Source organism: Slackia isoflavoniconvertens, assembly GCF_003725955.1.
GTDB classification, from domain to species: domain Bacteria; phylum Actinomycetota; class Coriobacteriia; order Coriobacteriales; family Eggerthellaceae; genus Slackia; species Slackia isoflavoniconvertens.
The window spans coordinates 1-26212 of sequence record NZ_QIBZ01000019.1; the positions used below are offsets into that span (position 1 = coordinate 1).

At 53.2% G+C, this 26212-nt stretch carries 21 protein-coding genes; 4 read left to right on the forward strand and 17 right to left on the reverse strand.

The annotated features are described in order from the left end of the window. Positions 1-132 precede the first annotated feature (132 nt). On the forward strand, positions 133-936 hold the full coding sequence (locus DMP05_RS08770; protein WP_123220092.1) for a SurA N-terminal domain-containing protein: 804 nt from the start codon (positions 133-135) through the stop codon (positions 934-936). Between the two features lie 370 nt (positions 937-1306). Here DMP05_RS08770 and DMP05_RS08775 read toward each other — a convergent pair whose 3' ends face one another. After that, positions 1307-1885 (reverse strand): GNAT family N-acetyltransferase, encoded by a 579-nt coding sequence (locus DMP05_RS08775; RefSeq protein ID WP_114616265.1) that lies wholly within the window; start codon positions 1883-1885, stop codon positions 1307-1309. A 1065-nt stretch (positions 1886-2950) separates the two neighbouring features. Between DMP05_RS08775 and DMP05_RS08780 the strand changes: the two genes are divergently transcribed. Both DMP05_RS08780 and DMP05_RS08785 read left to right on the forward strand, forming a co-directional pair. Next, the gene (locus tag DMP05_RS08780) at positions 2951-4045 is read left to right on the forward strand and encodes a glycosyltransferase family 2 protein (RefSeq protein ID WP_123220093.1); all 1095 of its coding nucleotides are present in this window, start codon (positions 2951-2953) and stop codon (positions 4043-4045) included. A 15-nt stretch (positions 4046-4060) separates the two neighbouring features. Further along, positions 4061-5131 (forward strand): glycosyltransferase family 2 protein, encoded by a 1071-nt coding sequence (locus DMP05_RS08785; RefSeq protein WP_123220094.1) that lies wholly within the window; start codon positions 4061-4063, stop codon positions 5129-5131. A gap of 65 nt (positions 5132-5196) precedes the next feature. Here DMP05_RS08785 and DMP05_RS08790 read toward each other — a convergent pair whose 3' ends face one another. The 16 genes from DMP05_RS08790 to DMP05_RS08865 all read right to left on the reverse strand — a co-directional run bounded on the left by DMP05_RS08790 (position 5197) and on the right by DMP05_RS08865 (position 24742). Further along, positions 5197-7224 (reverse strand): DUF6541 family protein, encoded by a 2028-nt coding sequence (locus DMP05_RS08790; protein WP_123220095.1) that lies wholly within the window; start codon positions 7222-7224, stop codon positions 5197-5199. A gap of 226 nt (positions 7225-7450) precedes the next feature. Then, complete coding sequence (locus DMP05_RS08795; protein ID WP_123220096.1) at positions 7451-8527, reverse strand: acyltransferase; 1077 nt, start codon at positions 8525-8527, stop codon at positions 7451-7453. A gap of 163 nt (positions 8528-8690) precedes the next feature. Next, a complete protein-coding gene (locus tag DMP05_RS08800) occupies positions 8691-10166 on the reverse strand; it encodes a sugar nucleotide-binding protein (RefSeq protein ID WP_123220097.1) in 1476 nt (491 codons plus the stop codon). Between the two features lie 15 nt (positions 10167-10181). After that, entirely contained in the window at positions 10182-11198 is a 1017-nt protein-coding gene (gene rfbB / locus DMP05_RS08805) for a dTDP-glucose 4,6-dehydratase (protein ID WP_244595115.1), read from the reverse strand. Between the two features lie 32 nt (positions 11199-11230). Further along, complete coding sequence (locus tag DMP05_RS08810) at positions 11231-11464, reverse strand: DUF6718 family protein (protein ID WP_123220099.1); 234 nt, start codon at positions 11462-11464, stop codon at positions 11231-11233. Next, complete coding sequence (locus tag DMP05_RS08815) at positions 11445-12074, reverse strand: nucleotidyltransferase family protein (RefSeq protein ID WP_211326878.1); 630 nt, start codon at positions 12072-12074, stop codon at positions 11445-11447. The genes DMP05_RS08810 and DMP05_RS08815 overlap by 20 nt, the downstream gene beginning before the upstream one ends. Before the next feature lie 74 nt (positions 12075-12148). After that, positions 12149-13048, reverse strand: a complete 900-nt coding sequence (rfbA, locus tag DMP05_RS08820; RefSeq protein ID WP_123220100.1) for a glucose-1-phosphate thymidylyltransferase RfbA — start codon at positions 13046-13048, stop codon at positions 12149-12151. Positions 13049-13564: 516 nt separating this feature from the next. Then, on the reverse strand, positions 13565-15133 hold the full coding sequence (locus DMP05_RS08825) for an amidohydrolase (RefSeq protein ID WP_123220101.1): 1569 nt from the start codon (positions 15131-15133) through the stop codon (positions 13565-13567). Positions 15134-15189: 56 nt separating this feature from the next. Then, positions 15190-16605, reverse strand: a complete 1416-nt coding sequence (eat, locus tag DMP05_RS08830) for an ethanolamine permease (protein WP_211326879.1) — start codon at positions 16603-16605, stop codon at positions 15190-15192. Between the two features lie 9 nt (positions 16606-16614). Next, complete coding sequence (locus DMP05_RS08835; RefSeq protein WP_161957520.1) at positions 16615-19287, reverse strand: NTP transferase domain-containing protein; 2673 nt, start codon at positions 19285-19287, stop codon at positions 16615-16617. Between the two features lie 165 nt (positions 19288-19452). After that, positions 19453-20307 (reverse strand): LicD family protein, encoded by an 855-nt coding sequence (locus DMP05_RS08840; RefSeq protein ID WP_123220103.1) that lies wholly within the window; start codon positions 20305-20307, stop codon positions 19453-19455. Between the two features lie 34 nt (positions 20308-20341). Beyond that, positions 20342-21454, reverse strand: a complete 1113-nt coding sequence (locus DMP05_RS08845; RefSeq protein ID WP_123220104.1) for a glycosyltransferase — start codon at positions 21452-21454, stop codon at positions 20342-20344. Next, positions 21451-22707 carry a lipopolysaccharide biosynthesis protein gene (locus tag DMP05_RS08850; protein ID WP_244595116.1) on the reverse strand — a complete coding sequence of 419 codons (1257 nt, stop codon included), beginning with the start codon at positions 22705-22707 and terminating at the stop codon, positions 21451-21453. The genes DMP05_RS08845 and DMP05_RS08850 overlap by 4 nt, the downstream gene beginning before the upstream one ends. A gap of 98 nt (positions 22708-22805) precedes the next feature. Continuing rightward, positions 22806-23603 carry a LicD family protein gene (locus DMP05_RS08855; protein WP_123220105.1) on the reverse strand — a complete coding sequence of 266 codons (798 nt, stop codon included), beginning with the start codon at positions 23601-23603 and terminating at the stop codon, positions 22806-22808. A gap of 6 nt (positions 23604-23609) precedes the next feature. Continuing rightward, complete coding sequence (locus DMP05_RS08860) at positions 23610-23984, reverse strand: DUF2304 domain-containing protein (protein WP_123220106.1); 375 nt, start codon at positions 23982-23984, stop codon at positions 23610-23612. Next, complete coding sequence (locus tag DMP05_RS08865) at positions 23981-24742, reverse strand: glycosyltransferase family 2 protein (RefSeq protein WP_244595117.1); 762 nt, start codon at positions 24740-24742, stop codon at positions 23981-23983. Before DMP05_RS08865 ends, DMP05_RS08860 begins: the two co-directional genes overlap by 4 nt. 98 nt (positions 24743-24840) lie before the next feature. Here DMP05_RS08865 and DMP05_RS08870 point away from each other — a divergent pair, with 98 nt between their 5' ends. After that, positions 24841-26031, forward strand: a complete 1191-nt coding sequence (locus DMP05_RS08870) for a glycosyltransferase family 4 protein (RefSeq protein ID WP_123220107.1) — start codon at positions 24841-24843, stop codon at positions 26029-26031. The last annotated feature ends 181 nt before the right edge of the window (positions 26032-26212 follow it).

Sequence of the window (26212 nt, forward strand, 5' to 3'; positions counted from 1 at the left end):
ACTCTCCTTTGCGAGGTCGCACCCGTCGCCTCAGCCGTCATGTCGGCATCCCTGCCCGCCAGAGTCTGCATTGCATCTGAAAGCATTCGATATTCGGCTCCCAAATGCAACAACTAAAAGATAGGAGCCCTCATGGATATCAAAGTGATAGACGAAAACCGCTCGCCCATCGAGTGCGTGGTGTCGCTTTCCGCCGAAGAAACCGCTGTGCTCGCGCGCGGCGCCTGGATTCGTATGGCGCGCCTGCTGAAAACCGACGATGAGCATGTGCGCGAAAAGGTCGATGCTATGTTCACCCGCCGCGAAAAGGCGCAAGCCGTTGCCGGCATCGTTATGGCGAACGCCGCGCACCAGGCCTTCGACACGCTGGGCGTGACGTTTCTGCTCACGCCGCAATTCGTGGTGCCTGACGAGTGGGACGAAGATCAGGCCATCTCGTTCACGACGCGCGCCTTCCCCGTGCCCGACATGGAACTTGATCTGGAATCGCCCATCGCAGTTGGCGAAGACGAGACCCCTGAAGAAGCCGCGCGCCGCGCGCTTCGCCAGCGCCTGCACGGCACCATGCCCCAGGCCCTGCTCGACGAAGCGGTGAGGGAACGACGCGAGGAATTCCGCGGCGAGCTCGCGAGCAAAGGACAAACCTATCGCGAGTATCGCATCGAGCACGGCGTGAAGCCGGCCGAGGTCGAAGAGCGCCTCGAAGCTGAAGCGCGTAAGACGCTTGAGGAAGACATTGCGCTTGACCTGGCGTTCATGCGTAAAGGTCTCGAGGCGACCGAAGACGACGAGTTCGCAGCGCTTTCCCGCTTGAAGCCCGGCAGCGAAATTGAGCTGAAGCGCGAGTTCTTGGAAACGGGCCACGCGTGCCTGCTTCGCCAAGAAGCGCGCCGAGGCGCGGCCGTGCGCTGGGCCGTCGAAAACCTGGTGCAGTAGACTCCGCGCCCTAAAACCTGCTACCTGTTAAATGCTCGCAGCGTTTAACAGGTTCCGGGACTTGGTACAGCGATGCGCGCTTTAAGCACGGCGATGCGGCGCGTAGTCGCAACATACACCCAATGTGCTAAATGCTCGCAGCGTTTAACACATTGGAGCAACCCGCCGGCGTTGATGGCCGCACAATGTACCCCGAGGGAGCATCCTGGATGCGAATGTGCTAAACGCTGCGAGCATTTGGCACATTAGCATCCAGGAAACGCAAAACTGGCCCCGCATAATGCGAGGCCAGCTCCTTGTTGCAACTCTATGCGACCCGGACGCTAGCGAATCGCGCGCCCACAGCGAAATCACGCTCGCGACAAACCGCTTACGCGTTCAGAATCTCTTGCACCTTTGCCGGATCGAGCTCGGTGATGGGGGTAATAGGCTCCGGCGCGCACGAGAAGTCGCCAATCTGCTTTTCCCAATGGTTGATGGAGCGCCATTCGCCATTCTTGAAGCCGACGTTCTCGAGCGTGGCCATAAGTTTGAAGCCCATGGCGTTGTGCAGCTTGTCGCTCGCAGGGTTCGGGAAGGTGACCTTGCCATGCACCGTACGAACGCCCTGCAACTTCAACAGCGAGAGCATCTTGTCGTAAATCTTGCGACCCATGCCGCGGCCGCGGTGGTTCGGCGCGAAGTACACCGACAGCTCAACGGCCCAAGCGTACGCCGCGCGCTCGTACAGGCGGCTCGCGTAGGCGTAGCCAACGGGCACGCCGTCTTCCTCGCACACGATATAGGGGTACACACTCACGCGATCGATAATGCGCTGGCGGAACTCCTCCACCGTGGGAGCGACGTACTCGAACGTCACCGTGGTTTCGACGTACGGCGCATAAATGGCCTGCAAAACCTCGGCGTCGTCGGGCGTGGCCAGACGGAAGGTGAAAACGGGTTCAGACATCGCGTTCCTTTCGATGAAAGTGGATGAGGTCGTGCACGAAAGCTCGTGCATGCGCGAGACGAACGCGAAAACGAGTCGGACGCATATTGACGATGGGCGAAGCGCATGGCACGTCGGGCAAAGCTGGCCAGGCGGGCCGAGCGAAGCCCGCTAGGCGCCTGCCATTCCACGTAAAACCGATTCCCCATGCGGAACCAGCCACGCAGAACAGCCACTATGCCATGCCGATCATGCAGCCAAGGGCGAACTACCCCGCGCAAAACAGCCACCCCGCACGAGCCTGTGGCCCAAACGTGCGGGTTTTACCCTGCTGCGTTGTTCGTGAGTCCCCTTTGCCAAACACACTGTGGCATTGCGTATTCGGCAGCTTCATAATTCGGCTTCTGGCCTGCGCATTCGCGAGGTTTCAACATGCGTCCGACTCGCGGTTCGATTAGTGCGCCAGCAAAGTATATCCCCCCGCAGCGGGGCGCGCGAGAACAATTTCGAGCGTTTGGAAATTGTTGCCGAAAAACACTGGAATATCATCCTTTGATGAGTATAATAGTTCCTGTAATTATTCCTATTTAAGAATAAGTTAGCCAAGCACCCTACCTCTAGCTCGGCCGACGGTTCTTCCATACGTCTTTCTCTTCGGGAGCTGAAAGGTTTGAAAGACGCACGCGGCCCAGCCGCACAAACATACTCCGCGCGTCGCCCTACCCCCTAGACGCGCGGAGTTCTTTTTTGTCCACGAACGAAGCATGCGGAACAGCGCCACGCAGAAGGGGCAGACGCGTAAAGAAACGCGACCGGCAAAGGAAACGTGCCCTAGCAGCCCGACACGGCTCAATGCTCGTCACGCCAGAGAATCAGGCAAAGCGGCCCTCGGCAGGAGACAAGCACCGATTGCGGTCAGAGATGAAACCCCGCAGCCGCACCAACGCAGAACGCCCCGCTTGACCGGAACCCTCTCTAGCCCTGCTCTTCGGGTTTTTCCGAATATCGTTTCGCACGCGAACAGCCAATTCCGACCGCATGCTATAGTGAAGGCATCAGGCGCTCATTTCGAAAAGGATTACAGGAATGCCGAACCGCAATTCGCAGCCGATCGTGTCGCTGCTCATTCCCGTCTACAACGTAGAAAAATACCTCGCCGAATGCCTCGATTCGGCGCTTGCGCAAACGCTTTCCGATATCGAAATCATTTGCATCGACGACGGCTCGACCGACGCATCAGGTGCAATGCTCGACGAATACGCCAAGAAGGACCCGCGCGTTAAGGTAATCCACAAGCAAAACAGCGGCTACGGCGCGTCGATGAATCGCGGCCTTGACGCAGCGACGGGTGAGTTCATCGGCATCCTGGAATCGGACGACACCATGCTGTCGAATGGTCTCGAAGTGCTCTTCAATGCCGCCAAGAAACACGGCGCGAACGTTGTGAAGGGCAACTTCAACTTCTACTGGTCGGCGCCCAACGAAAAAATTGAGCCGTTCCCGTTGGTTTTAAAGGAAGAGTGCGGCAGGCTGGTCGACGTCATCGAGGAGCCGCGCATCTTCCACCAGAAGCCCTCGATTTGGTCGGGGTTGTACAACCGCGAGTTCCTCGTGCAAAACGGCATCCGCTTCCTCGAAACGCCAGGCGCGTCGTACCAAGACACATCCTTTGCCTTCAAGGCATTCGCGGCGGCAAAAAAGGCTGCGTTTGTGCAGGATGCCATTATCAACTACCGCCAAGACAACGAATCGTCTTCGGTGAACAACCGTGGAAAGGTATTCTGCGTGTGCGAGGAATATGCAGAGATCGAGCGTTGGCTTTCGGAGCTTGGCGAAGGCGACCGCGCGCGGCTGCTGTTCCCCGTTGAGCAAACCGCGAAATACGACTCGTACATGTGGAACTACGTGCGCCTTGCGCCAGAATTCAGGCTCGATTTCCTGCAATGCATGCAGAAAGAATTCCAGGCGGCGCTCGATGTCGGCCAGGTGGCGCTTTCCGACTTCCAGCCTTGGAAACGCGTGAACCTGAAACTCATTCTGGAATCGCCCGAAAAATTCGAGCACGAGAACGCAACGTACGCCGATGCAGGAGCCGCTGGGCGCGCTATGCATTATCTGAAGCACGGCGGGCCGTCGACGCTTTTTGCGTATGCCCGCGCGCGCATGAACCACGAACTCTAAGCCAAGGAACCGAATATGCAGGCAGAAGTATCCCAGACGAGCGATCGCCCCGCCATAAGCATCGTCATTCCCGTGTTCAACGCCGAAGGCACGCTGGATGAGTGCATTGAATCGCTGAAGGCGCAAACGTTTGGCGATTGGGAGGCCGTGTGCGTCAATGACGGCTCGCACGACGGGTCTCTCGAAAAGCTGCAACGCTTCGCGGAGGAAGATGCCCGCATTCGCATGTTCACGCAGGAGAATGCGGGGCCATCAGCCGCACGCAATGCTGCGCTCGATGCCGCGCGAGGTGAAATTGTGATGTTCCTCGATTGCGACGATTGGTATGAGCCAAATGCCTGCGAAACTGTACGCGACGCGTTTCGCGACAACGAAGTCGATATCATGGCCTTCGGGGCGACATGCGTTCCGGAAAGCGCTGCGCCCAAACACGTGCGCGACCTGCTCTCGCCCGGCGACGAGATAATTGTAGGGTTCACCCCCGACGTGCTTTTCTCGAAGCATGCACAGCCTTATATCGCGCGCATCGCAGCTCGTCGTACATTTCTCGATGAACATCACGTGCGTTTCGCAACCAATATCAAACTCGCTGAAGACACCGCGTTTCTGTTCGAGGCATACCCGCACGCACGCAAAACCGTGCTTTCGTCGGCAAAGCTGTACAACTATCGAATGAATGGTGAATCAATTACCCACGGCCTCAACAGCGCAAACGCCACCAAAGCCAAGCTCGACCAGCATTTGGCCGCTATTGAGCACATCTTGGCCAATTGGCGAAAAAACAAGCTCGTCGACCTTTGCTCGGGACGCATGGTCGAATGGATTCTCGACTTCACGCTGTTCGACATCTCGCGTTTGTCAGTCGAGCAGCAGGCGAATTATATAGAACGTCTTGATAACCTTCTTGCCGAAACGTTTGGCAACTACCCCGCCCTGCCCCACAAAACGGCCGTAAAAAAAGCCGCCGAACACGTCTCGAAGCACGAATGCTCCAAGCTGTTCAGCGGCCTTTCAGCAAAGCTTGCGTTCGTGCGCTTCTTCGTCGCAACCCGTGGACTCAAACAGTGCATCGAGAGGTTTTTGTAGGGCGATTGGAGTCCACGCGGCCCCAATGCCCATACAGGCCGTATCAAACAACGACCAAAAACACACTAGAAGGCAATGCGATAGAGCCTCATATCGCCCTCGGAAAGTACGAGGTCAAATCCAGGGGTGTCATCGTTTATCGAATTAATTCCCTGGAATTCGCTTTCCGCATATACTGCCTGGTCGTCGTCAAGAGTCGATTCCTCTGCCCCAAGGCCCCCGCTGTCCAATTTCAGAACATACCCAACGTTCATTAACCGGACGGCTTCCTTTACGTCGTCGTTATGAGCGATATCCGACAAAGAGGTCCTCAACAAAACGCTTTCCGACTTTTCGTCGCTTCCGCCGTAGCCAAAATAGCTACGATAAACCGTCTTAGCGCCATTCGCGCCATACGCGAAAACACTTCCGTCGTATGGAATATTCGCTATCCCTTTGCCGTCATCATCAATAAGCTCCATCGCTCGACAGACAAATTCCTCTTCGTCAACCGCATATCTCCTAGTATCCGAAGAGCTCAACCAGCAGAGCCTCCCCCTCACATCCTCGAAAGGCGTATACCAACCAAGCTCATGGCCAATAATTCCCCTTGGAAAATAGAGCAGCATAAAAGCCAATCCCATAGCAGCAGCAAAAACGATACGTTTACCGGGACCTTTCTCGCACAAGCCGTGCAACAGCCCATCCACCAAATCGCATATAGCGCAAAGGCCCATCGACGCAAGTGGGATTCCAGCCAAAGCGACCAATGCGGCGATCCGATAAGCATCGTTGTACCAAAAGCCATCAATCAGTGAGCGCAGGGTTCCATCCGACACTACACAAATGAAAAACATGACCGCACAAATGCCATAACTTACAATCAAAGCTCTATTGCGCTTTTTCACAAAAGCCCAAATCGCCCCGGAAAGAACGAGCATGCCAAGTACCCACTGAGGCACACCGCTCATCATGGCCAATGTTGCTACATCGAAAAACGCTTGCCCCTCTTCCGCCGTAGCAGGCCAAGGATAGGACACCATCGAAGAAAACGGTGGCGCCATCCATAAAAGCACCCATGCTATTAGCACCGCCCCAATTGCCGCTGCTGCAATGCTTTTCCTTTTCTTTGCCGACACGCCTCTTTCGGCCAGCAATTTAACCATCGTTCCAGCACAAATTGGCGCCGAAAGAACCGCAACGGAAAAAACGGCATTTGGCTGCAGTGAGGCGAGAGCTACACCCATAACCAAAACGACTAGCAAATCCCTTACGCGAATACCGCCAGAACAGCACGACTCAATAAAAGAAATCGTAACGAAGACTCCCGCAGGGACAACGACGAATGCCGCCAAGTTGGAGTACAGGGGACCAAAAACAAGGAAATACCATGGGAAAGCTGAGAATGCCAGAGTGCAAACAGAGCCGCAAACAATTAGCCTACGATTTCCATCGAACACTTTGGTCAATAAAAGCCACATCGAGAGGGGAAATACGAGTCCGACCATAACAACAATTGAGGCATTTTCGGCAAGGGCGGCCGAGGCACCAAGCGCCGCGCAGGCAAGCGCCGTAACAAGGTGCCATGCCGCAGGATAAAAATGCGTCAGCTCACCAGATGGACTTATGCCGCTTCTCGAATCTTCCAAGGTGAAAGAGCCGAAAGACAGTATCGAATAATTGCCGCCATCAGCCATCGCCTTAATACCGTTAAGGTGCGAGGCATTATCAAACAACTGGGCAAAAGACGAAAAACCGTTTAGCGACCCCACAAAAAAGAAGCCAGTGATAACCACGCCAAATACCACGTAGGGAACAACTGTTTTCCAATCAATTCCACTTGCAATTGACATCCGTTTGGGACCAGCCGCCGCATTTCGAAAATGATAAATAACGGCAGAAATAACGGTCGCCGCGATGACGAGCATCCACCACTTAGCACCTAATCCAATGCAATTAAAGAAAATGCCAAGAATTGCATACAGCGCAAAGGATGGCAGGGGGGCGACGGCTATCGCCACCATGTTATCTCGGTAGAAAAACCTTGCGATAAGAAACCCGGGAAGATACAGAACGATAGTAATGAATAGCACCGCGAGAGAGAAAACTGCCATCCTTGCCCCCGTTTATTATTCTTCCTCATTCTCAAAGCCAGACTCGAACACTCTATCACCAGCCCTCGAACGCGTCATGCCAGTCGACGGTTTCGACGATATCTAACGACAAGATACAGAACGCAAGTAACAGGCAAACCGACCAGCTGTCCGCGGGTTATGGCCGTAAACGCGAGTTTTCATTGCGAATAGACTTTTAGTTTTGGACAAACCCCGCAAATTATATTTAACGCTTAAGCTTCATTTTACAAAAGTTCTGTATAGGCTCCAAAATAAAGCTGTCAACAATGCTGGCACCGCCCAAAGCAAAAAGCCATGATAGCGAAACGGCAATTGCCTGTAGTGGAACTCGAATCCAAAACGCCATATTTGCCGTTCCGTCCAGTATTCCAAATTGGTTAAAGATGCCATACACAATTGCGATTGTCGTGTATTGGAGCAAATAGATTGAATACGAGCGTTTTGCCGTCCAATTGATGATTTTTGAAGCGCATTCACCAGTAATCTGAATCTTATCAAAGACAAGAAAAATTCCGATCGAAGCAAAAAGCCATAGATAACTTGGGTCACTACGCACATATCCAGCAAGAGCTGCGACGGCGCCAAAAAGCCAGCCGACAATGCCCAGCATTGCAATACGCTTCAAAAACTCAACCGAGTATAAACTCGGCATCCTGCGAATAAAGTATCCAAGACAGAAATACATGAAGTACCCGCCAGGAATCGGATTAGTTGGTACAAATCCAGAAAGCAGTCCAGGAAGGGTGTTGAGACTCCCGATTCCCGTAAGCGTTGAGATCCATTGGAGAACTGTGCAGAGAGCGCCCCACAGTGTAAACAGCGCAACAACTTTCATGAGCAATTTGCACTGAAAATCGCTGAGCGCTTCGAACATTGTAAACAAAAATGGAGCCAGCACAAGAAAAGGAATCAGCGCTGGAACAAACCACCAACCGCCAAACAGGATACTGTAAAACCAATTGAAATACTGAGGAAAACCGAGGGTAACAGTGCCCACAACGCATCCATACGCATATAGAACAACCGAATAGACGAGCAGCGGTAAAATAATAGTAACGACCTTGTTCAGAAGATATTTTGCATACGTCGTCTTAAGGGGACGGAATGCAAAATATCCCGACAGTACGAAGAAAATCGGGTCACATATTAGAGCAAACTCAGAAATAAAAGGCTTGGTCTCAACCCCATAAACAGGGCCAAAATACTGAGAAGAATGAACGATTACGACAAAAAGCATCGCAAGAGTTCGCAGCAAATCCCAATTTGCTAACCGCTTTGCCATATTAGCCTTTCACAACACAGATGATATCCGCGCTCGATACGGGTCAAAATAAAGGCAGCACACGAGTGTGCCGCCTTATTGAAACGCACTTCAATACAGAGGATCGTACCAGACCATCATTATGAACAAACAAGCCTTGATGCGATAACAAAAACAACTACCTTTAGATTGATTTTACGTAGGCCAAAAGGCTATCTTCCCAGTTGGCAGGCGTATAGCCGACATTCTCAAGCTTCGACAGCGCAAGCGCCGAATGCACAGGCCTGGGCGAAATCGGGCCGCTGGCGCTCGCGTAGTATTCGGCCGTGCTCACGGGCCTCACGGCGTCGGCGTTGCCGTTGCGCAGCTCGAACACCTTCGCTGCGATGTCGGCCCAGGACGCGACGCGGCCGGAGCCGGTCAGGTTGTAGGTGCCGTGCTCGCACGGGCTGCTCGGCTCCTTGTCGCCGTCGCGGTAGCCGAGCAGCCAGAAGATGCCCTCGGCCATGTCTCGGGTGAAGGTCAGGCGGCCGAGCTGGTCGTCCACCACCGTCACCTGGTCAAGCGCATCGTCGGGGTCGGCGCAGCGGTCGGAGAGCGCCGCCATGGTGCGCACGAAGTTCTTGCCGTCGCCGATGACCCAGCTGGAGCGCACGATGTAGTGCCTGGGGCAATTCGCCACGGCGATGTCGCCGGCGGCCTTGGTCTGGCCGTAGACGCCCAGCGGGCTGAACGACTCGTCCTCGCCGTGCTCCTCGCGCGTGCCGTCGAACACGTAGTCGCTGGAGATGTGCACGAGCGCGATTCCGTGCTCGGCGCACACCTTGGCCAGCAAGGCCGGGCCCTGGGCGTTGGCCGCCCAGGCGGCCGCGCGGCCCTCAGGCGTCTCGGCGGCGTCGACGGCGGTATACGCGCCGCAGTTGATCACGGCGCCGTACAGGGTCCAATCGATTTTGGCGTAGTCGGCAGGGTCCGAGAAATCGAACTCGCCGCGGTCGCCGAAGTCGAAGGAGCCGGCGACCCCGCGCTCCTCGGCCAGGGCCCTCACCGCGCGGCCGAGCTGGCCGTTCGCGCCGGTCACGAGCGTGCGGCGGGGCGCCATGGGGATAGCGTCCTTGAGCATGGGATGGGCCTTGTCGGCCTCGGAGAGCTCGCACTCGGAAAGCGGGATGGGCCAGTCGATGCCGAGCTCGGGGTCGGCGAGGTTGACGAAGGTGTAGGTCTTCTTGAGCTCCGCCGACCAGTGGGCGTTCACCAGGTACGTGTAGGCCGTGCCGTCCTCGAGGGCCTGGAAGGAGTTGCCCACGCCTCGGGGCACGTAGATGGCCTTGGAGGGATCGATGACGCACGTGTAGACCTCGCCGAAGCTCTTCCCCGGGCGAAGGTCGACCCACGCCCCGAACACGCTGCCCGTGGCCACGGAGATGTACTTGTCCCAGGGCTCGGCGTGGATGCCGCGCGTCACGCCGCGCTCGGCGTTGAAGCTGATGTTGTTCTGCACGGGACCCAAGTCGGGCAGGCCCAGCCCCAATTGCTTGGCGCGCTGCCAGTTCTCCTTGAACCAGCCGCGGGAATCGCCGTGCACCGGCAGGTCGAACACGAGCATCCCGGGGATGTTCGTGCGTTCCGCCTTGAGCTCCTTCTCGAATTCGAGAGACATCTGGCTTCCCCTTCCCTACTGGCCCTGCGCCTTGTACTTGGCCTCGGTCGCGGCCTTCGCGGGGCGCCACCAGGCCTCGTTGGCGCGGTACCACTCGATGGTCTGCTCCAGGCCTTCCTCGAAGTCGTTGTGCGTCGGGCGCCAGCCGAGCTCGGTCTGCAGCTTCGTGGAGTCGATGGCGTAGCGGCGGTCGTGGCCCGGGCGGTCCCGCACCCAGTCGAAGTCGTCGGGGTCCTTGCCCATCATCTCGAGGATCATGCGCAGCACCGTGATGTTGTTGCGCTCGCCGTCGGCTCCGATGAGGTAGGTCTCTCCCATGCGGCCCTTCGTGAGGATGGTCCACACGGCGCTCGAGTGGTCCTCGGTGTGGATCCAGTCGCGCACGTTCTCGCCCTTGCCGTAGAGCTTGGGGCGCACGCCGTCGATGATGTTCGTGATCTGGCGCGGGATGAACTTCTCCACGTGCTGGTAGGGGCCGTAGTTGTTCGAGCAGTTAGAGATCGTGGTGCGCAGGCCGTAGGTGCGGGTCCAGGCGCGCACGAGCATGTCGCTCGCGGCCTTGGTGGAGCTGTACGGGGAGCTGGGCTTGTACGGGGTGCTCTCGGTGAACTTCGCCGGGTCGTCGAGGGCCAAATCGCCGTAGACCTCGTCGGTCGAGACGTGGTGGTAGCGGATGCCGTGCTCGCGGACCGCCTCGAGCAGGCGGAACGTGCCCTCGACGTTGGTGCGAAGGAACGGCTCGGGGTCTGCGATGGAGTTGTCGTTGTGGGACTCGGCGGCGTAGTGCACGATGGCGTCGTGGCCGGGAACGATCCGCTCCAGAAGCTCGGCGTCGCAGATGTCGCCCACCACGAGCTCGACGCGGTCGGCGGGAAGGCCCGCGATGTTCTCGCGGTTGCCCGCGTAGGTGAGCTTGTCGAGCACGGTCACGTGCACCCCGGGGTGATTGTTGACCACGTAGTGGACGAAGTTGCTGCCGATGAAGCCGCAGCCGCCGGTAACGATGATGTTCTTGGGCTCGAATTGTTCCACGTTATTCCTCACTTTATTCAGCATCGCATAATCTACGCGATATATTTCGCAGCAATCTCTTCTGCCATTTCGGTCTCATTATTCACAAAGCTATATGGAGCGTATTCTCCATAGGCAGAGGGGCGACTGACGGCAACAAGTTGGAGCTTGTCATGACCGAATTGGCTAGACAAGCGATCCATGGTTTCAACCAGACCCTTCCCCTGGCTCGCGCGCATGCACACGCTGCCAACGCCATCAAACCATTTAGCAACCAGATAGCACATCGCGTATACTCCTTACGAACTGTTCTTCGTTGCGTATTTTGCCACGCTCATAGAGCAACCTCAATCGAGCCCCAACCCGCACATCCAAAACGCGCTTGTATGTATATTTATGGAGCCAATTATTGAACTGCCTATCGTAGAAAGTATTGTATTGAATCTCGATAGGATAGCAAAATCCGGACCGTTGATAATACACATGCACGCCACGATAGCCGTCATCATGAGCTTTTCCCAGGCTCATATCGGCAATTCGAATTGAATCGGAAAGCGAAAAATCCAACAACGGTTTATACGAATCAACGAGCGACCGAAAACCTAAAATATCGTTGAAAACCTTCCTCACCTGATGATCGGGGTAATATCGCGAAAACTTCAACTCAATTGATTGCTGGCTCTTAATACGATAATCAATCGGCAAATCAGAAAGCTGCGGTTGCATTAAGTACCAGCGCCGCACCTCATCTAGCTCCTCAAGCAATTGACTTTGATCGAAGTAATGCAGATTCTTCTTTAACGAAATGCCCAGGTTGCTCTGGAAGGAGAGCATTTTGAGCTCTTCCAAAGAGAGGCCATCGCGCTCGAGTATTTCGGCAAACGTCAATTCGGTCACACGTGCCTCCTGAAGCAGAAAAGCCCAGCGCCGCAAAAGCAACGCTGGGTTTTAAGCGCCAACGGTAACAGCGATTAGTGGTCGCGACGATTCACAAATTCGCCCTCGGCAACGCGCTTAAGGTGCTGGCCGTACACCGATTTGCCATAGAGCTTCGCGCACTCGAGCAGTTTGTCGGTATCGATCCAGCCGTTTTCCCAAGCGATTTCCTCAGGAACGCACACGGGAAGGTCTTGACTGCGCTCGACAGCACGCACGAACTCGCCAGCTTCATAGAGAGACTCCATAGTGCCCGTATCGAGCCATGCATAACCACGGCCAAGCGTAACAACCGAAAGGGTGCCGTCTTCCAGATACATGCGGTTCAAATCGGTAATCTCAAGCTCGCCACGAGCGGAAGGTTTCACCTTCTTGGCAAGCTCGCACACACGCGAATCATAGAAATACAGGCCAGTAACGGCATAGGAAGACTTCGGATGCTCAGGCTTCTCTTCGATAGAGATGGCATTGTAGTCTTTGTCGAACTCGACCACGCCGAAGCGCTCGGGGTCGTCGACGTGATAGCCAAATACGGTTGCGCCGTTGCCCTGCTCAGCGGCTTCAACGGCAGAGCGAAGATGACGGCCCAAGCCATTGCCATAGAAGATGTTGTCGCCAAGCACAAGCGCACAAGGTTCGCCGGCAATAAACTCCTCGCCGATAATGAACGCCTGAGCAAGACCATCAGGCGAAGGCTGCTCGGCGTAAGACAGCTTAATGCCAAACTGGGAACCGTCGCCGAGAAGGCGCTCGAAGTTGGGCAGGTCGTGCGGCGTAGAAATAACCAGAATGTCGCGAATGCCAGCCATCATAAGCACTGACATGGGGTAGTAAATCATTGGTTTATCATACACGGGCAGCAACTGCTTGCTCGTAACCGTAGTAAGCGGATACAGACGAGTGCCCGAACCGCCAGCGAGAATAATGCCCTTCATATATGCCCCGTTTCTGAAACAATAAAATCATTTGCACCATAATAGCAATTTGGCGAATCAACTGATATTTCTACATGCAATGAGTGTCATAACTTTTGAAGCGTTTTGAGACGCTACATGTTTCAGCTAGCTCAGCTTTTCTATTTTGCACTCATAAGACTGGAAACCAGGCTTCGCATTTTCCCAATGTACCAGAATCTAGCCTAGAAAAAGCTCTTGGCGCAGAATACCTATGCCACTCGCGTCTAGCACAGAGAGACGCAGGCAGACGTAATATGCCACTCGTTTTTATTCAGTAGACGTCGTCAGCGCCGCAGCGCAGCACACAGCAAAGCAAGATACGGAGCGACGGGGCTCTCTGGTAGAAACGGCCTCCGCCTTAGAAAACTGAAATTGCGACGTAACAGATTCAAAGGAAAGGGCGGAAGCCGCAATACCGAGTTTATCAGAGAGCGTCACACCGCCCGAACAGGAATCCCATTTTGCATTGCGTTCCTTAGCACACCAATGCATAGCTCAAATCTTTGCCTCGCTCAGCATCCCTCGCAACACAGCCGCAGCAACACTCTGACGCTGTTTTTCGTAGGGCCTCCCGCCAAGAATAAGTCCCTCGACCTTTACTTCGTTCAAGTCTGACGACGGCACTTCATAGAGGTTTTTTGAGAGAACGCACATATCGGCCACCTTGCCGACCTCAAGCGAGCCACGCTCGTCTTCGTCGAACGTTGTCCATGCACCATTATACGTGCACATACGTAGGGCCTCTTTTATGGTAAGGCTCTGCTCGGGGTTGTCGTGGTTGCACGCACGCTGCATCCATAGAATGGGATCGGGGTCGGTACAAGGTGCATCGGAACCTGCTGACACAACAATCCCTTTGTCCCACATGGTTCTCAAGGGATTCAGCCATGCCGCGCGTTTATCACCGAGAATCGAGCGAAGATACGAATCAGGCTCCTGCGGCCAATCGATAAAGCTTGTTTGCATTGGCAACTGAATTCCGTATTCTGCGCAAATCTGCAAACCCTCTTCCGTAGGAAGGCACGCATGAATGATGCCATGCCGATGATTTTCACGAGGGAAGTCGTCAAGCGCAGCCTTCAAGGCATGCACGGCCTGGTTGAAAGCCGCATCTCCAATTGCATGCATCTCAACCTGCAGTCCGGCACGATTCGCTTTTTTGCAGAAGTCCGTTACAGCCTCATCGCTGTAATACAGCACGCCGTTCCCGCTTTCGCTATCGCAATATGGCTCAACCAAAGCAGCATCACGGCTTCCGAAACATCCATCAAGCGCGCAGGCAAAGCATCCGCCTATGCGCGGCAGCTTTCGGCTCGTCGCCACCTTCACGTTCATCGATTGAGGGAAAACACGCACCTGAAAACCAGATTGGGCACTCCTGCCCATCCATTTCTCAAGGCTTATATCCAGATTCCCCGTAAAACCGACTCCGCTCACCGTATGCACCATGCCAATACCGCGGCTCGCCAAATAGTCCATGCCCGCTTGAATATTTCCGATCAGCTCGGGAATTGACAGGCTTCCCGTAATAAAATCGCTTACAGCAAAAAACGTCTCTTGGTTCATTTCGCCGGTTTCGGGATGGTAGCCACGCAAATTCTTTACTTTGTCATCGACAAGCTTGAGAAGGGCACTGTTCACGACGCATGCATGCCCGTCGTACTTCACCATGAAAACAGGCTTTTCCAAACACGCCTCATCGAGTTCGGTGCGAGAAAGCAAGCGCCCTTCGACTACCGAATACGGAGAAGCGCCAAAAGCGACCAGAATCTTCGACGTACACTTTTCGGCAAAATCGGCAACCATTTCCTTGATTTGCTTGTTTGAACGCGCATGCATTACATTCAAACCAGCATTGAATGTCGCAAACGACGCCAAATGCTCATGGGTATCGACAAACGCAGGGCACAAAGCACGATTCCCTAATTGCTCGCGTGGGGCAGAAGAATACTCTTCGGGCAGCGTATCGCCAACGTAGACAATACGGCCGCCATCTTCCACTAGGTAATGAGCAAGACTATCTTGGGCATCAACCGTTAGAATTGTTCCCTCGTAAACCTTCATCAATCCCCCCTCACAGCGCCGCCAAAGCAAGCACGCATTAATAATTCCAGAAATAGCTATCGCAATTCCTGCCCCGCGCCCTCAAGCTTGTATAGCTCCTCTTCGGGCGCGTTGGATATAAGGCGTTTTCTCGCATACACGAAGAAATACACGCACCCGGTTGCAAGAACGCACACGATTCCCGTCGACGCAATGGCATCTACGAAAAAGGTCGATACTACGGCAATCGCCGACAGTACGAGACCTACCCCCGTCGTAAGAGCACCGCCAGGAGTTTTCCAGCCTCGTTTCATATTCGGTTGACGCAAACGCAAGATGACATGCGACAAATTCATGAGCACATAGCTCAAGCATGCGCCCAATACCGCCATATTGAGCAGGACATCTCCGTCTTGCACGATGACGACAAGGGCAAAACCTATCACACCCTGCACCAGCAACGCCACCCAGGGCGTCTTCCTCGAACCCGTAAGCGAAAGGAAGGTAGGAAGATACCCCGCCCGAGACAAAGCGAATATTTCGCGGGAACCCGCATAGATAAGCGAGAAAAAAGACGCGACAAGCCCAAAAAGGCCCGCTACGTTCACGAAAAGCGCCAAACCAGGCAAATTGGCAATGTTCAATGCATCCACAAGCGGAGCGCTTGAGGCGCCCATGAATTCCGACCCAGTAACACCCGCCGCAAGAATAAGCACGACAAGCCCGGTCCCGATGAGCACGGCCATCGACCCGATAATGGCCTTCGGTATATCGCGCCTTGGGTCTTTCGCCTCTTCCGCGGCAAGGGCGACGCCCTCGACGCCGAGAAAGAACCAAATGCCAAACGGCAATGCGGCAAGAAGCCCGCTAACACCGAAAGGAAGAGAGGTCGTAGCGCCTTCATCTGGAGCGATATCGAACAGCGCAGCCGCATCGAAATGCGGGGCCGCGCCAAACGCAAAAGCGGCGAGTGCAATAGCGCCAACGACCGTAATAACAAGCATGAGCTTCAAAGCTTCGCCAACGCCAAAAACGTGAATCCCTATGAAAACGATAAAGATAATGCCCACCAAAAGAAGGAACGGGAAATCTTCCGGGATAATTCCTAGCTGAAGGAAATAGTTAGCGATAAACGTCGAAATCGCCGCGGGCGCGCATACGTATTCAACGGTAATGGCCATGCCCGTAAGAAACCCTCCGAAGCGGCCCATCGCACAACGCGAGAAAGCGAACCCCGCACCAGCCGTAGGCAAGGCCGACGACATCTCGGCTTCGCCGAGCACGGTGCAAACATACATGCAGCCCATAAGGACGAATGCGATAGCGAGGCCGAGCCATCCGCCATACGCGATGCCGTAGTTCCAGCCGGAGAAGTCCCCGGAAATCACATACGCAACGCCAAGGCCCATGAGCAAAGGCCAACCCGCCGCGCCTTTTTTAAGCGAGCGCCTTTCGAAATACTCTTGCGTTTGGGCAGTTTCATTACGCGCCACGAAAACCTCCTAGTGCGCTTTCTTTTTCACGATATACGAGGGGTCGACCTTTTGAAGATCCTCGAAATCGTCTATCTCAACGATGTCCTCTTGCATGCAAGGCCGAACGTAGATTTCGTAGTTGTCAGGTTTGCGCAGAATCGCTACGTCGTCCCAGAAAATCTGTTTGCCATCTTCTGTATCGAACACCGAAGGAATATCGCGCGCAAGTGCCGCGCCATCGTCAGGCGACCAATATGACAAACCGACCATTTGCCAGCACGGATTGGAATCGCCTTTCGCAAGGTCAGAAATCTTTCCAGACTCATCCGCAACAAAGCGCCAATCGTCGGTCGAGTCAACTTTAATACCCAAGTAATTCGATCGATATTGATACGGGGCAACAAGACCAGGATTCGTCAAAAGCAAATCGCTCTCGAACACGTAGGCGTTGCTGAAGTGAGAGCACGCCGCCACCGCCGAGCTAATATTGTTTGTGGTTGAATAAAGGGGATTGTCAATAAACTTGACATCCGGGTATTTATGCAGCAGTTGATCGAATTCCTCTGCAAGGTAGCCACGAACGATATATATTTCCGAAATACCCGCATCAAGCAACGCATCGATAAGCCTATCGATAATGCGAACGCCATGAACACGCGCAAGCGGCTTCGGCGTATTCACCGTTACGGGCAAAAGGCGGCTTCCGAAGCCGGCCGCAAGGAGCACGGCCCGCTTCACCCGATACGGCTCAAGGGCCGCGATACCGCGCGCGGTAACCCCTTCTTCGTCCATAAATCCGTTCGCCTTTAATACTTCCAGCGTTAATTGCTCGCGCGAGACAGCGCCGTAATCGTATGAACGCCCATCTTTTCGAGCCGCCGAAGCCGCGAGAATGCGGAACTCGTCGTGCGACAGATTACGCGCGAACGATTTATCGCCAAGCATAGAAAGCGCTTCCGCCGAGAAATCCTTCGCGGCTTTGTACCACACATAGAGCCATTCGCCCGCCGGGGCGCCCTTGCATTCCTTAAACATAGCCCACACATACCAATACCACCCGACGATTGCCGTGCAGGCAATAAGATGGAATTCTTCTTCCGAAGTAGGCTTCCTACCGAAGTATAAAGGCATGATGTCGAATGCGCCTTGCACGTCGAAATAATCGCTCTGCGCGACGAAATTGCCGAAATCGCATCCATAGTCGCCCATGGCGGCGTATTCCCAATCGATGAGCCACATATCGTCGCCATGCACAAGCAAGTTAGGGCCATAGAAGTCGTTGTGGCATAAAACATCGGCGCCCGAGCCGACGCGCATCGGCGCAACGAGCAGCTCAATATTCGCTTGCAGCTTTTCGAATCCCGCGGGAAACGCCCAGCCTTCCTCGCGAAGCAGATGAACAATCTTCAGCGATTCCTTGTAGAAGTCGAATTTCCAAGGCGATTCAGCGCCGCTTTCATGCAAACGCCGAGCCATGCTAAGTGCTCGTTCAACTTGAGAAGCATCGGAATAGTCAAAGCCTGTGCAATCGGGAACAAATTTCGACACCTTCCATCCTGCTTCTGGGTCTTCCGCGACGAACGTGTCGTCGAGCCCGAGCTTTCGCGCCGTCTCGCACGCGAACGCCTCAGCGGGACGATTGATAATTTCATTCGTACCGGCACCGGGATGACGATACACGTAACCTTCGCCCCGGCATTCGAAATAGAACGAGAGGTTCGTAAGGCCCTGTTTAATCGGAGAAATATGTTTGATGTCTTCTCTCTTACAGCAAATCGTGCCGCAAATATTGTCCAAGACCTCAGACCCGACGTTCTGGATGAACTCAGGATCGAAATCGCTCACCTGGTCGAGCGAATCGAATTCATGAATCACGCCAGCTGGATACACTCGCATGCGCATTTGCAATACATCTGCGTGGGCGTAAAATATCTCGTCCCACAGTTTATCCGCCGTTCCAGGACGCATCCATTCCGACTGCAGGATATCAATAAAGGAATTGGAGAACTCCGCATCCCAATAGGTATGTCCCATCATGGCATAGCCACGCTTCCCGTCGAGATGAGCGCCAACGATACGCTGCTTCGAACCCTTCGTCTCAAGGAAATACTCGCCTGGCGCGCATTCGGTCTCGCTTGCCGCGGCATATGCCGAAAACTCATATTCGCTAAAAGGGTTTTGCGTAAAGTAATTATCCGAAGAACATACGTATGAATTGCCCAGCACGTTGCGCGCCGCCCATATAGACGAATGGTTGTTCCGCTCCATATAATCGGGGCTGGTTATGAGTTTTACGCCGAATTCTTCTTCCAGGTAGAAGAATTCCTCCTTCTTATAGCCCACGACGAGATATATGTCTTGCACGCCGGCGGACCGAAGCTGACGGATTTGCCGCTCAATGAGCACCTCTCCACGCACGTAGAGCATGCCCTTGGGGCGATCGTACGTAATGGGGGCAAGCCTGCTGGAGAGACCAGCCGCGAGAATCACGGCATTTTGCACCCTGTAGGGTTCGAGAGCGGCAACGCCTTCATCGGTAATAGCCCCATCGGAAATGAGGCCTTCTTTTTCAAGCTCTTGGCACCCAGCATTCACGGCGCCAATGGACATACCAATCGCCGCAGACAAAGCCCGCTGGCTCAATCGGGCTCCATTGAGCTTATTACGTAAAATCTCGAATTGGCACTCAGTTAATGACATTGATATTCCTCTCATGCTAGCGCATGAATTGTATAATCAATGTTCAATAATGGCAATATATAAAGCGAGATTGAACACTTTCGTCGTTACGCTTAGGACAAATTCCACAACGTCAACCAAATCGAGTCGTTTTTGGCAACCCATTCAGTGTCCCAGAAGAATAACTTAGCCCTCGGAATGAGCCGAACTGCCGAATTCAAGCATTTTGGGCGCATGATTGCGTCTCTGCTCCTCAGGCGGCAATTGACTCCATGTTTCGCCATACTGTATACGCAGGTATTCCTTAATATCCGCAGGTACAAAAAAACCGCAGCCTTCAAAATTCATTTCCACCGAGGGAATCAAAACGCAGCACGCATAAGAGCCCATTGCCGCATACGAAGGAGCCATCATTTCATTCGCCGCCTTATCGTTGTCGGCCATAGTTGCCGCCAAATCAAAGTTATGTGCGATGCGCTCCGGTGTAAACAATACCCTCGCAGCAATATGGGCAATGCAACAGGCAAAACGTTCCAACGCGCCCAGCACACCACCATGGGGAACAACAATGTGCTTAGAGTGATAAAGATACGAAATGCTCTGCCACATCACACAGCGCCTCCGCTGGCGCTTAGCATCGCGAGGATTAGGACAGACCGAATCATATGGAAACACATCGACGAAAATCCCTTGGTCAAACCCAGCTTCCTGCGTTTCCGCAGTTGCAAAATGCGTGCCTTTCATCATGACCTTCGCAAACAGAGCCGCCTGGTGAGAATTCGTGCGTGGCGTGGTTAGACAATAGTGTGCGCCCAATGTTTCGGGTGCAACTTTAAGAAAGCGTTCGTAATCGTCTCGCGGCATTCCAACATCGATGTCATCATCCCAAGGAATAAACCCGCCGTGGCGCATCGCACCAAGCGCCGTACCAGAGTCGAGCCAATAGGTTATATCATGGGCTCGGCAAACGCGATCGATGTCTTTGAGTATCTCAAGTTCCGTCAACTGCAAACGTCGTAACACGTCTTGGTTGTATTGCATTGCGCTTCTTTCCGTCCATCATTGTCGCTTGAGCCTACTTTGAGGCGCAACAATAGAAAGCCTCGAGCCATTTCGAAGTCTGTTCGATATCGAATCCATGCAGCCGAACAAGCTCGACTCCATCGTGACGCTCGTTGACCAGTGCTTCATTCAAATAACGCACGCACACACGCCCCCATTCCTCAGCCCCCTTTTCCAAAGGAATCCTTTGGATACGGGTTCCCATAAGAGCACTTTCAGGAACGCCCGTCGACATTACCGTTGGCAAACCAGAAGCCTGCGCCTCCACAACTGCCAATCCCAAGCCTTCTCTCACAGAAGGAAATACGAAAAGATCGGAAGCGCGCAACACCTCGGCAACATCATCCACGACGCCCAAAAATCTTACCGAAGCATCAATGCCGCGAGAAACGACCGACTGTTTAAGCGGTTCTTCAAGCTCCCCTCGGCCCGCCAACACCAACACCGCATTTGGCCACTTCTGCTTAATTCGCTCAAACACATCGAACAAAAATTCATGATTCTTTACAGGAGTCAATCGTCCCACGTGACAAACAACCGGCCTTCCTGCAAACCCCATTTTCGCTTTTGCGTCATCATGTTCGCTTTGGCCACATGTGTAATGGCTTGCGTTTATCCCATTGGGCAAAACGGAAAAGGCATCTCCTTCAACAATACGTTTTCCAAAGCGATCTATACCCGCCTCGCGTGAACAGCCAATGAAATAATCGGCAATGAACCTAGAAGGATACGAGACAGCACGAAACGCGAAACCAGCAAGCCCGGTGTCGTAATTCTGAGCATGACTATGCGCAATCGTATATCTGCCAGCACGTTTCGCTTCAGAAAGATATATGGGCGCACAACTTCCAATATGCCCATGAACAATAGGCCACTCAGGGTGCGCCGCAAATAAAGTTCGGCACTCCATTCGATACGAATGCTCATTTAGCCCCGCGAAGCGTGGCAATCGAAAGAAACGGCCACCAAGTTCTCGAATCTCGGCATCGTAATCGCCCTCGCGTTGCTCGTGCACAAGAAAGTCGAACTGGATCTTCGTGCGATCAATGGCGCGATATAGATTCATGATCATTGTCTCGGCGCCGCCACGATCCATCACGCCAATCACTTGCAAAACACGTATCATGCGCGCTCCTCGGAAGAATTCGCCACCGATGCATCGACGTTATCACGCGCCTGATTTGCCGCCACTCTTCGCATGCGGAAACCAGGGCCGCGACGAACCGTTTGAACCAAAAAACAGAACAGCACGAAAACGCCCAGCATACATGCTCCAGCGCCAGCAAAACTCACGCCATTCATATCCCATGTATTCACGCATACAAAAGACAGCGGAACAACCGCCAAAAAAGCCGTCACGTTACCAGCGAAATTCGCCCAAAAACGCCGTAGCGTTATAAGCAAATCGCCAAAGAACCATAGGAATGCCGTCGCTGCCGTAGAGACGATAATAGGCTGCAATAGATACACGTATGGAGCGATATCTCCACCGAACAACAAACAGAGAACCCATTCACCAACGAATTCCAACACAATGGCGCACGCGACAGTCACGGCGACGATTCCCGCCACCGTCTTACCGAGCAACGTCAAGAAACCTTTTTTGTCACCATCGAAAAACAAACGCGGGAAGATATCCAAAAGGGGACCATACAAATATTGCGCTCCCATTTGAATAACCAACGCAGGCGCGGCGACGGACGCATAGATACCTAATGCAGCATCCCCTGAAACCATAGCTAAATATTGCTTGGGGATGGCAAAGATGGCGCTCGCCGCGACCGATGCGATAACTGCAGGCAACGATGTGCGAAGGAAAAAAAGCGCCTTTTTCGCCGAAAGGCTCACCGTTACGCGAGTAAAACGTCGGCAATGCGGAATGTCAAACAGCACGAGCACCAGAAGCGCAGCGACAAACATTGCGACAATCGCGATATTGAGGTTGCGCGTTATACCATACACGATGACAAACGCCACAAACGTTGAGACTCCCTGCAGCATGAACGACTTTCCAATGTAGTCCATGCGGCGATTGATTTGATCTTCACCATGCAGAATGTCGATGAGCAGGCCAATGGCCTTAAACGCGTAAAACAAGGCGATTGTCACCAGAGCATATGTTGCACATGTGAACAGCGCATATACCATGCATGCAACAAACGCCGCCACGAGCGTTACGCATCTGAAGCCCATGTATTCGCCCAGTGAGTTTTCTCGTTTGATGTCGGAAATCTGGTACGTACCCATTTTGAAATTAGCAAACGTACTGAAAATGCCCACAACAGACATGGCCAGTGAAAGCAGCCCAGCATCATCGAAGCCCGACGATAAACGAACAACAACAATCGTCACAAACCACTGGCAAGCCAAGTAAGTCATTGAGCCTACCGAGTTCCAGAGCATATTCGCTTTTACAGAAAGCTGCTTCGGGGCGCCACCCCCATCATAAGATACGCCTTGCGACGATTGTGCATCGCTCATAGGCGATACGCTTCCATCACATGAACGAGACGAGCGCTCTCGGCAGGCGGAGTGCGCCAATCGCCGTATTGGAGGGTTAAAATGTCTTCGTATCCAGAGGGGGCCGAATATATACGATTCTCAAACTTCATACGAATAGGCTCGAAGGAAGCTATTGGGTAGGCCTGCGTTGGTTTTGAGCCATCAAGCACGTCCAAGACATAATGAGCTTGAGTATTCTCGTCGTTAATTCGCACCGCAATAGAATCCAGTTTTCGAGCAAGTTCAAATACATCCTTGTTTTTCACAAAAGGACATACCATGTGTTTTATCAATTTAATAAGTACGTTCGAACCAGTTGTCGGATCCGTCACCGCAAAGCTACGCACCAAACCAACTCTTCGATGCTTTTTCAGCAGAGAAAATGATTTATCACTGTAATGTTCCAGGGGGAAGATATCCACCCATACCCCCGTTGATGCCTTTTTCCCCACAAAATTCTCGTAGACGACCGTGGTAGTATCCACTATTTTCGCGAATTGATAAATAGATGATTTGTCGCGATACGACACAAGTTTGAAGCGCTCGGTCGTGCGCCATTCGTTGAAATGCTCCATGAGCAGCTCATATTGGTCGCGCATCATGACGATATCCATATCGTCATCCCACGGGATGAAGCCACCATGGCGAATAGCGCCCAAAAGACTGCCATAACCTAAAAAATACTGCACACCGTGGGCTTGGCAAACGCAATCAATCTCATCCATGATTTCAAGTTCAATGAACTTCATATCGTCAACGGTCAAACGTTCCATTGCGCGCTAGTCTTCCTTTGTATTTATTGAACCGGCAACCGTATCGTTGCAATTGCAAGCATTAGAAAGTGCCTCAGTTTGCACAAGGCTGCGAACCTTCGCACGCAACTGCGATACCTCGACTGTGGTATAGAACTCTCGAATAACCAGTACGGCTATCACATACATGAACACGAAATTCGAGGGGCTTTCGATGCCGAATACGTCGGCGAAGAAAAATGGAATCTGCCGAAACGCGCCCATAAGCACCAGGCTCAAAGCGAACAAGAACCAAAAAACAGAATCGGCAATTGCGACTTCAGCTTTTCGAATTTTACGAAGAACGAGCCAAAACGTCAGCAATGCACCAACAAACAGCGTAGCAGGAAACAGATAGCTCACTTCTTCCTCCTAAACCACTGCACTAACAAAATTGAAATACTCATGCGCAGCATATACATGACCGATTTCGTAAAGTTCAAATAACTTTCGCCGGCAACACGCTCGCGCATTTCAACCTGCGTTTCAACGACTTTATAGCCCCAACGCATAAGTAGCGATATGGTATCGGGCTCGGGGCCAAAATCCAATTCGTTGGCAAACAGAGGAATCGTCGTTTTATCGAACAGACGCATGCCGGATGTTGGGTCTTGAATTCGCTTGTGCGTAGTAAGTAAAATCATGAAGCTGATAAGAGCGCTTCCCGCCATGCGGGCAGATACGGGTTTTTTCTGAGTGGCGAAGCGGCTTCCGATAACGATATTGGCGTCTTCTTGCCCGGCGAGCCTAACCATCTCGCCAATATACGCAGCAGAGTGCTGGCCGTCAGCATCGAATTGGACGGCATAGTCATATTCATTTTCAAAGGCATACCGCATACCCGTTTGAAATGCTCCTGCAAGCCCGAGATTAACGGGAAGATCAATAATGCTATACCCACGTTCATGGCAAATCGCCGATGTGTCATCGCGCGAACCATCGTTCACGATAATATAATCGGCCTCAGGAGCATTCTCGCGAAGGTCCTCAATCGTAGACACGATGTTGTCACGTTCGTTGTATGCCGGAACAATCGCAATTACACGTTTGCGCTGAAGAGCGTTCGTCACCGTTCCTTCTTCCTTCATATGCAGCAAATAATTGCCATCGTAGTTGCGCATGAATGTTAATTTTATCTCAAGCAACTCTTAAAATAGCGTAAAAAACGGCACTGACGCAATCGCCGATAAGGAACACTTGATGCAATGGAGGAAAAACCATGGGAAGCAAACTTTGCGCAAACGAAACATCGCGGCCCTCGACCTGCATTTGCATTTTTTCCGCTTTGTATGCGCCCCACGTTGGCGGCGTTGAAACATTTACCGAAGGAATTGCGTCCGCTCTGGCAAAACTTGGGCACCGTATTATTGTAATCACCATGAATACCGACAATGCCCCGGTACGGGAAAACGCACGCGGCGTTGAAATCGTCCGTCCGCCCGCCCTGCCATTTCTTGGCGGGCGTTACCCGATTCAAAAGCAATGTGCCGAAAGCGAAGCGCAATGGGAATGGCTACGCGAACAGGACATAGATGCCGTGGTGATCAATACCCGGTTCTATCAGCTAAGCTCCCTTGGCGCCGCTTTCGCAAAAATAAAGGGCATAACTCCATTGCTTATAGAACACGGCTCTGCGCACCTTACGTTCGGCAACGCACTTGCCGATATTCCCTTGCACGCCATAGAGCACGCTGCAACCAGCAAATTAAAGCGCTACAAGCCCGAGTGCTATGGAGTTTCTTCCAAAGCAAGCGAATGGCTTCGGCACTTTGGGTTGACCTCCCATGGAGAAATCACAAACGCCATTGATGCTGATGAGTTTGTCGAACAAGCAAGTCAGCGTGATTTTCGTCAAGAATATGGTATCCCTTGCGACGCGTTGCTCCTTTCCTTCGCTGGTCGTTTCGTGCCCGAGAAAGGCGCTCTGCAGCTTGCAAACGCCATAGCAACCTTGATGCAAAAAAACGCAAGCTGCGACGTCTACCTTGTTATGGCGGGAGAAGGCCCCCTATTTGACCGAGTCAACAATATTGCAACCGCATCGAACGGACATGTTGTATTGCCTAAAATGCTCAGCAAGCCAGACCTCGCTGCTCTTCTTTTACAGTCAAATGCGTTTGTTCTGCCCTCGCGCTCAGAGGGCTTTTCGACCGTTCTGTTGGAGGCAGCGGCGGCATCTAATGCAATTATCTCAACAGACGTGGGCGGTATGCGCGAAATTGCACCCGACAAAAGCTACGGCATCCTGCTCCAATCGATGGATTCATCTGAAATCCAAAACGCACTCGTCTACGCCCAGAATCATAGGGAGGCGATTCAAACCATGGGAAGCAATGCGGCAAGCCGCGTGAGGGACGCCTTTTCATGGAGCAAGTCGGCAAAAGCGCTCCTTGATAGCCTATTCGCATAATCGCGCGAGCGCTTCAATCGCTTTTTTGTTTTCTTGCGCTAGATAGGCACCATCGCGCTAGCAGCCTCGACAAATCCTTTTAGCCAGCCAGTAACGAGATTGGGGGATGCGGACAAATAGTTGGACCGATTCGGTCCGGTTAGGAGTTCGCATCCCCTTACCCAAAAACGCCACGCGTCAA

What these genes read in the sequence shown, in the direction of transcription:
- DMP05_RS08775 (WP_114616265.1), bottom strand. Translation starts at nt 1,885, where the DNA reads ATGTCTGAACCCGTTTTCACCTTCCGTCTGGCCACGCCCGACGACGCC.
- rfbA (WP_123220100.1), bottom strand. Translation starts at nt 13,048, where the DNA reads ATGAAGGGCATTATTCTCGCTGGCGGTTCGGGCACTCGTCTGTATCCG.
- DMP05_RS08790 (WP_123220095.1), bottom strand. Translation starts at nt 7,224, where the DNA reads ATGGCAGTTTTCTCTCTCGCGGTGCTATTCATTACTATCGTTCTGTAT.
- DMP05_RS08795 (WP_123220096.1), bottom strand. Translation starts at nt 8,527, where the DNA reads ATGGCAAAGCGGTTAGCAAATTGGGATTTGCTGCGAACTCTTGCGATG.
- DMP05_RS08845 (WP_123220104.1), bottom strand. Translation starts at nt 21,454, where the DNA reads ATGATACGTGTTTTGCAAGTGATTGGCGTGATGGATCGTGGCGGCGCC.
- DMP05_RS08870 (WP_123220107.1), top strand. Translation starts at nt 24,841, where the DNA reads ATGGGAAGCAAACTTTGCGCAAACGAAACATCGCGGCCCTCGACCTGC.
- DMP05_RS08835 (WP_161957520.1), bottom strand. Translation starts at nt 19,287, where the DNA reads ATGTCATTAACTGAGTGCCAATTCGAGATTTTACGTAATAAGCTCAAT.
- DMP05_RS08855 (WP_123220105.1), bottom strand. Translation starts at nt 23,603, where the DNA reads ATGGAACGTTTGACCGTTGACGATATGAAGTTCATTGAACTTGAAATC.
- DMP05_RS08865 (WP_244595117.1), bottom strand. Translation starts at nt 24,742, where the DNA reads ATGCGCAACTACGATGGCAATTATTTGCTGCATATGAAGGAAGAAGGA.
- DMP05_RS08850 (WP_244595116.1), bottom strand. Translation starts at nt 22,707, where the DNA reads ATGACTTACTTGGCTTGCCAGTGGTTTGTGACGATTGTTGTTGTTCGT.
- DMP05_RS08800 (WP_123220097.1), bottom strand. Translation starts at nt 10,166, where the DNA reads ATGTCTCTCGAATTCGAGAAGGAGCTCAAGGCGGAACGCACGAACATC.
- DMP05_RS08840 (WP_123220103.1), bottom strand. Translation starts at nt 20,307, where the DNA reads ATGCAATACAACCAAGACGTGTTACGACGTTTGCAGTTGACGGAACTT.
- DMP05_RS08770 (WP_123220092.1), top strand. Translation starts at nt 133, where the DNA reads ATGGATATCAAAGTGATAGACGAAAACCGCTCGCCCATCGAGTGCGTG.
- DMP05_RS08785 (WP_123220094.1), top strand. Translation starts at nt 4,061, where the DNA reads ATGCAGGCAGAAGTATCCCAGACGAGCGATCGCCCCGCCATAAGCATC.
- DMP05_RS08825 (WP_123220101.1), bottom strand. Translation starts at nt 15,133, where the DNA reads ATGAAGGTTTACGAGGGAACAATTCTAACGGTTGATGCCCAAGATAGT.
- DMP05_RS08780 (WP_123220093.1), top strand. Translation starts at nt 2,951, where the DNA reads ATGCCGAACCGCAATTCGCAGCCGATCGTGTCGCTGCTCATTCCCGTC.
- DMP05_RS08810 (WP_123220099.1), bottom strand. Translation starts at nt 11,464, where the DNA reads ATGTGCTATCTGGTTGCTAAATGGTTTGATGGCGTTGGCAGCGTGTGC.